At 68.1% G+C, this 6,861-nt stretch carries 5 protein-coding genes; 1 reads left to right on the top strand and 4 read right to left on the bottom strand.

Annotation, left to right across the window (positions count from 1 at the left end; genetic code table 11):
* Window positions 1–51: 51 nt before the first annotated feature.
* The 3 genes from egtD to ACM9LZ_RS25380 form a co-directional block, all read right to left on the bottom strand.
* Window positions 52–999, bottom strand: coding sequence for an L-histidine N(alpha)-methyltransferase (gene egtD, locus ACM9LZ_RS25390; protein WP_416622298.1), 948 nt, complete (start codon window positions 997–999; stop codon window positions 52–54).
* The gene (gene egtB, locus ACM9LZ_RS25385) at window positions 999–2,282 is read right to left on the bottom strand and encodes an ergothioneine biosynthesis protein EgtB (protein ID WP_416622297.1); all 1,284 of its coding nucleotides are present in this window, start codon (window positions 2,280–2,282) and stop codon (window positions 999–1,001) included. Before egtB ends, egtD begins: the two co-directional genes overlap by 1 nt.
* 297 nt (window positions 2,283–2,579) lie before the next feature.
* Window positions 2,580–3,503 (bottom strand): LysR family transcriptional regulator, encoded by a 924-nt coding sequence (locus tag ACM9LZ_RS25380; RefSeq protein WP_416622296.1) that lies wholly within the window; start codon window positions 3,501–3,503, stop codon window positions 2,580–2,582.
* A 125-nt stretch (window positions 3,504–3,628) separates the two neighbouring features.
* Between ACM9LZ_RS25380 and ACM9LZ_RS25375 the strand changes: the two genes are divergently transcribed.
* Window positions 3,629–4,423: a DODA-type extradiol aromatic ring-opening family dioxygenase gene (locus tag ACM9LZ_RS25375; RefSeq protein ID WP_416622295.1), complete on the top strand. Its 795-nt coding sequence runs from the start codon at window positions 3,629–3,631 to the stop codon at window positions 4,421–4,423.
* A gap of 90 nt (window positions 4,424–4,513) precedes the next feature.
* Here the strand turns inward: ACM9LZ_RS25375 and ACM9LZ_RS25370 are convergent, their stop codons facing one another.
* On the bottom strand, window positions 4,514–6,478 hold the full coding sequence (locus ACM9LZ_RS25370; RefSeq protein ID WP_416622294.1) for an AsmA family protein: 1,965 nt from the start codon (window positions 6,476–6,478) through the stop codon (window positions 4,514–4,516).
* Between the last annotated feature and the right edge of the window lie 383 nt (window positions 6,479–6,861).

The following is a 6,861-nucleotide window of genomic DNA, read 5'->3' as shown; positions in this document are numbered from 1 at the left end:
CTTGAGGTGCCGAAAACCTTGATCATAGGTCAAGGTTTTCGGCCGCTTTTATCAGACAAGGCCGAAAATCGCGAACCGTTCGTCCGGGTCGGTCCAGGCGTGGTCCAGCCGCCAGCCGGCGCGGCCGGCCAGCGCCGTGAAGGAGGCGTGGTCATATTTGCGCGAGCTTTCGGTATGGATCGTCTCTCCGGTGTCGAAGTCGAACCGGCGACCGCATACATGGACGCTTTGCAAGGCAAGGCTTTCCAGATGCATTTCGACAGCGGCCTCCCCGCTGTTCCAGACCGCGCGGTGCCGGAACCGGCCCGGATCGAAGGTGCCGCCCAGTTCGCGGTTGATGCGCCGCAACAGGTTGAGATTGAACCGCGCGGTCACGCCGCGACTGTCATCATAGGCGCGGAGCAGGGTGTCGACATCCTTCTTCAGGTCCACGCCGATGATGCATCGGCCGGCCTCCCCGACATGCCGGCGCACCTGGACCAGAAAGGCGACGGCTTCGGCGGGGTCCAGATTGCCGATCGTGGAACCGGGGAAGAAGCCGAACCGACGGGCGGCGGGAACCGATGCCGGCAGGTCCAGCGGCGTTGTGAAATCGCCGACGACCGGGGCCGTATTCAGGCCGGGGAACCGCCGCCGCAACCGGCTAGCGGTTTGCTGGAGGAAATTGCCGGCAATGTCGATGGGGACATAGAGGCGCAGCGACGGCAGGGCGCCGATCACGATCTCGGTCTTGACGCCGGCACCGGCGCCATATTCCAGCATCACGGCATCCGGCCCGCAGAAGGCGGCGATGTCCTGCGCATGGGCGGCCAGGATGGCCGTCTCCGTGCGGGTCGGGTAATATTCCGGCAGCCGCGTGATCTCCTCGAACAGGCCGCAGCCGCGGTCGTCATACAGCCAGCGGGGCGGCAGCGCCCGGCGCGGCTGTGACAGTCCCGACAGGACATCCCGCCGGAAGGCGGCCATTTGGGTATCGATGATATCGGCATCCAGGGGCATCAGGCATCCTCCGCCAATCGCAGGCCGGAAAACTGCCAGCGGGCATGGGGTGGGAAGAAATTGCGATAGCTGGCCCGGACATGGCCGGCGGGCGTGGCACAGGAACCGCCGCGCAGCACGAACTGCCCCGACATGAATTTCCCATTATATTCGCCGACGGCGCCGGCGGGCGGGCAGAAGCGCGGATAGGGCAGGAAGGCGCTGCGCGTCCATTCCCAGACATCTCCGAACATCTGGCGCAGGCCACCGGCCGGCGAGGCGGGGGCGGGCGCCAGACGACCGCTGTCGGCGAAATTGCCTTGGCCGGCGGCTTGGCCATCAATGGCCAGCGTGCCGGCGGCATGTTCCCATTCGGCCTCGCCGGGCAGGCGCCGCCCCGCCCAGGTGGCAAAGGCATCGGCCTCGAAATAGCTGATATGGGTGACGGGGGCGGCGGGGTCCACGGGCCGCAGGCCTTGCAGCGTCATGCTCACGAACCCGTCATTCCGCCTCTGCCAGTAAAGCGGTGCCGACCAGCCTTCCGCCTGCGCCCTGGCCCAGCCGTCGGACAGCCACAGCAGGGGGGTGCGATATCCGCCATCCGCGATGAAATCCAGCCATTCCGCGTTGGTCACCAGCCTGTCGGCCAGGCGGAACGGCTGGATCAGCACCTCGTGGCGGGGGCCCTCGCAATCGAAGGCGAACCCGCCGCCCGCATGCCCGATGCGGATGACCCCGCCATCGAACGCGATGAAGCCCATTGCCGCCGGGCGGTCCGGGATGGCCGGCAGGGCCCCCGGGGGCGTGCGGAAGGCCGGTGCCAGCGGGTTCTGTGCAAACAGATGCAGGATGTCCGTCAGCAACAATTCCTGGTGCTGCTGTTCATGATGGCATCCCAGTTCCACAAGGCTGGCCACACCGTCGGGCATTCTCGTTCCCATCAGGTCAGCCACGGCCTTCGTCACATGCTGCCGGTATGCCAGGACCGTCGCCAGGCACGGCCGGGTCAGCATGCCGCGCCGCGGCCGGGAAAGCCGGGGTCCGATGGTTTCATAGTAGGAATTGAACAGGAAATCGAAGGCGGGATCGAATGGCCGGTACCCTGGCACATGGCGCGCCAGCACCATGGTTTCGAAAAACCAGCTCGTATGGGCCAGATGCCATTTGGCCGGGCTGGCATCCTCCATCGACTGGACGGTGGCATCGGCATCGGACAGACCGGCCGCCAGCGCCTCGGTCCGGGCCCGAACCCTTTTGAACAAGGCGGTCAACGGATCGCAGGAAACAGGAAGCGGTCCATCCATGGTCGATACGGCTCCAGCGGCGGGGCGGTCGCCGGCGGGGGTGCGAGCGGCCTTGGGAGGGAGGACAAGCGATGTGTTCTCAGGGGAAACAACACCGCAACCCACCCAAGGGTTTCGCATTCTTCCAGTCTTATACCAGCGGCCGAAAACCTTGACCGATGGTCAAGGTTTTCGGCACCTCAAGCGCCGGGCGCCGCCATCCGGCGGCTTGGGCTTGAGGCGGACAAGCGGCGGCAGACGCCGCCGGACCAGATCCCCATGCCATGCCGCGGCGACCCCATGGCCGGCGACAAGGCATCAGGGCGGGTTGGCGGCCCGTGACGCCGGCGACCGGCGTTCCAGCTCATCCATGAACCAGCGTCCGGCGGGGCCTGCGGCGGCATCCGCCCGGCGGGCGGCAACCAGCGGCAGGCGCGGCGGGCCGGCGGCACCGTCCCAACTGCGCACGGCCAGTTCCACCAGCCGCCCTGCCGTCAGATCGCCGGCCACCATGTGGGCCGGCATGCTGCCCCATCCGACCCCGGCCAGCAGCAGCGCATGCTTGGCGCCCAGGTCCGCGATGCGCCAGGTCGAGGTGGCGGCAACCCCGTGGTCCCGGCCCGCCGTCTGTTCCGACCGGTCCGTCAGGACAAGCTGGAGATGGTCGCGCAGGTCACCGGTCTCCAGCGGCCGGCCCGCCCGGGCCAGCGGATGGGCCGGTGCCGCCACGGGAACCAGGCTGATCTCCCCGACGGGCACGCGGACCAGGGCCGGGCTGTCACTGGCAAAGGCCGTGAGGATGCCGATATCGGCCGCGCCACCGATCACGGCCCCCGACGCGGCACCCAGCGTTTCCACCAGCACCCGCGTGCGCACCGACGGGTAGCGCCGGCGCAGCGCCGCCAGCATCTCCACCGCCAGGGCCATGGGGGCCATGGTCTCGATCACAATGGACAGTTCCGCCTCCAGCCCCCGGCTGAGACCGGCCGCCTGGCTGCGGAAGGCGTCCAGCTCCGCCAGTATCCGCCGGGCCTGGGGCAACAGGGCGGTGCCGGCCGGGGTCGGTACGGGGCGGTAGCCGCTGCGGTCGAACAGCGCGACCTGCACCTGATCCTCCAGCCTGGCGATGGTGTAGGTGATGGCGGACTGCACCCGATTCAGCCGCCGGGCGGCCGCAGAGAAGCTGCCCGTATCCGCAACGGTGACGAAGACCGCGAACTGGTCGAGGGATAACGCATCCATCTTCATCTATTCTTCTGATGATCTTAATCGAAACTATATCAGTTAAACCATCGAAGGCGGGACGCTATCTTCTTGGGAACGGTAAGGCCGGCCCAAGTCGGCCCCATGGCCTTTGGAGATTTTCCATGAGCGATCAACGGCAACCCACTTTTTTCATCCCCCATGGCGGCGGTCCCTGCTTCTTCATGGAGGATCCGCGGGGTGTCTGGACCGGCATGGCCGGGTTCCTGGGCGGCCTGTCCGCATCCCTGCCGGCGCGGCCCCGGGCGATCCTGGTCGTGTCGGGCCATTGGGAGGAGCAGGGTTTCGCCTTCACCGGCGCCACGGCACCGGGGCTGATCTATGATTATTACGGGTTCCCGGCCCATACCTACCAATTGCGCTATGATGTGCCCGGCAGCCCGGATCTGGCTGCGCGGGCTGCGGACCTGCTGAAGAGGGCGGGGCTGCCTGCCCGTACGGACGATCGGCGCGGCCTGGATCACGGTGTCTTCATCCCGCTGAAGGTCGCCTTTCCCGACGCCGATATTCCCGTGGTGGAGATGTCGCTGGACCGGTCGCTGGACCCCGCCCTGCATCTGGCGGCGGGGCGCGCCCTGGCTTCGCTGCGCGACGAGGGCGTGCTGATCCTTGGATCGGGGATGAGCTTCCACAATATGAAAGCCTATGGCGATCCCCGTGCCACTGGCCCGTCACAGGATTTCGACCGGTGGCTTGCCGGCGCGGTGCAGGTCCCCGGTACGGAGCGCGCCGCGGCGCTGGCCGGCTGGCGGGGGGCGCCGCAGGGTCCTTTCTCCCACCCCCGGGAAGAACATCTCATCCCGCTGATGGTGGCCGCCGGCGCTGCCGGGGGCCCCGGTCGTCGGGTCTATGGCGAAACCGTATTGCACACGGCCGTGTCGGGCTTTCGCTTCGACTGAAGCCGGGCTTCCCGCAACCAGGGGCGGGGGCGCTTCGCACCCTGCGCCTGTCGGCGCAGACAACAAGGGGCATTTTCCTGCCCCTTGTTGTCAGTCGTCGCCTTCCGTCGCCCGTTCCGCCGGGTCCTTGCCCTCCTGCGCGCGGGCCTGGCGGACCAGGGTGCGGCAGGGGCTGTCCTCCCCGCCGCCGGCATCCAGGAACGGGACGATGGCGGCCAGCGGCGTCAGAAGAAGGCCCAGCGTGGCCGCCGCGGCACCCTTGGTGGCCAGCCTTCCGCCATCGATCCCGATTCGCGGTTCGGCCAGCGTGCCGCCGATCAGGATGGGCACACGCGCCGTCAGCGGGCTGAAATCCTTGGGCTTGGGCCGCAAACGGCCTTCCAGCGCCTCTTCCCCCAGGTTCAGTCGCAGGGTGCCGCCGATATTGGTGTCGGTTGTGTCCAGGACGAGGGTGCTGGACCGCATGTCGCCCTTTTCCACGGTGAAGTCCGCGACCAGACAGCGAACATCAATGGGCTTGTCACCGCCGATCAGCCGGGCCAGCGCCTCGGCCGCGTCCAGCCCGGCGACCTCGACCAGCAGGTGGCTGATGCTGCCATTCTCCATGACCAGCACCAGACTGCCATCCGACGTCCCCAGGATTTCCGCCAGCGACCGGCCGGTGCCCTGCAGGCGCAGCCGGCCGGCCAGCGCGCCATCGGTTTCCGCCTCGAAAGCCGTGCCTTTCACGAACGGCTTCAGACCCAGGTTGCGCACCTTCAGGTCGAAGGTCCCTTCAGGCTGTTCCCGCCGACCGTCCAGGGCCACGGTACCGGCCACCTGCCCGATATCGGCCTCGAACCGCAGGGGCGACAGCGTGGCAAGCCCGCCCGCCAGTTTCAGGTGAAATTCCAGTTCGCGCAGGGGCAGGCCCGGCGCCTTCACGTCGGCCCCGGTGAAATGGATGTCCATGTCGGTGGCGCGCAGCCTTTCCAGCTTTACCGGGATGGCAGGCAGCACGCGGCCGGGCGGCGCCACGCCCGCCGTCGGGTCCTCCTGCCCGGGGTCCAGTCCGATCAGGCCGCCCAGGTCGATCAGGCGCAGATGCTGTGATACCAGTTCGGCCCGGACCAGTGGCACCTCCTCGCGCGGGTCGATGGACAGCCAGCCGGCCAGGTCGCTGTCACCGACCCGGCCTTCCAGATCGTCCACGCGCCACCGGCCCTCGCCGCGCCGCAGCCGTCCCGCCAACTCATAGGCGGCGGTCGTCGGTGTCGGAATGCCGAAGATGGGGAATATCTCGGCCAGGTCCGGCCCGCTCAACCGCAGCAGAAGGTCGGCCCCGTCAAGCCGCACGGGGTCCGTCATGGTTCCGTCCAGGGAAAAGCGGGTGCCCCCGGCTGCCGCCTCCAGCGTCAGCGGATAGGGCGTCTCGGCTGCGCGCAGGGCCAGCAGCGATCCGCCCGTCAGGGTCAGGGTGAAGGATTTGCCGTCAAGCGTTCCTTCCCCCTTCAGCCGCACCCGGTTCTTCCGGTCGGCGCCCGTGGCAGCCACGCTGTCCAGGCGGCTCCTGAAATCGATGCCCCGGCGCGGGTCGCGGTAATCCAGGGTGCCGCCGGTGATGGCCATCGCGCCGATCATGGGCATCTCGCGCCGGTTGTCGGGGGCGACGGCACCGGCCGTCGCGCTGCCGGCCACGAAATCCCAGTTGGCCCGGCCCTGCGCATCCTGTTCCAGCAGCAGCCTGGCGCCCGTCAGCACCAGCCGCGGTACCTCCAGACGGCCCTGAAACAGGGCGGGGATGGAGATGGTGACATCCAGTTCCCGGATATCGGCCAGCAGGGGGCCGCTGCCCCAGGGCGCATTGGCGACGCGCAGATCGCTGACCAGAATGCGGGGGCGCCAGGACCATTCCACCGCCAGGCCGGACAGGCTGACCTCGCGCCCCGCGGCATCCGACAGGCGCGCACCCAGCCACGGGGCCAGTCGCCCCCAGTCGAACAGGATCACGGCCAGTATCAGTGCCAGCAGGATGCCGGCCAGGATGCCGGCACTCCAGGCAATGGCGCGGCGCATGGCGGTTCCTTTCCATCGGGGCTCTTGCCACCCCTTGCAAAGGTAACCCGCCATCGCACCCGGAAGTTCCGGATCAATGCAACCAGACGGGAAAACGCCACCTGAGATTTCAGCCGCGGTGGCGTCGTCGTCCGGCTATTCCGCCGCCACGGTCAGGTGTCCGTCGGGCAGCGCCCGCGCCAGCCCACTGGCCAGCCGCGCCCCCGCCGACACCCCCTGCCAATACCAGATAATGTCCCGTCATGCCCGCTCCCTTCATACCCGTCAGGGGGGATCGCAACCGATCACCGCCGGAACGGCTTTCCAGCCAGCGAAAGGCCGTTCAAGAACCGTATTTCCGCCGACCGGAAACAGGCTCTCGCTTTTCAATTCCTCAGCCGGCA

The organism is Niveispirillum fermenti (genome assembly GCF_048066175.1).
Classification (GTDB): Bacteria; Pseudomonadota; Alphaproteobacteria; order Azospirillales; family Azospirillaceae; genus Niveispirillum; species Niveispirillum fermenti.
This window is presented reverse-complemented; position numbering and strand designations above follow the sequence as displayed.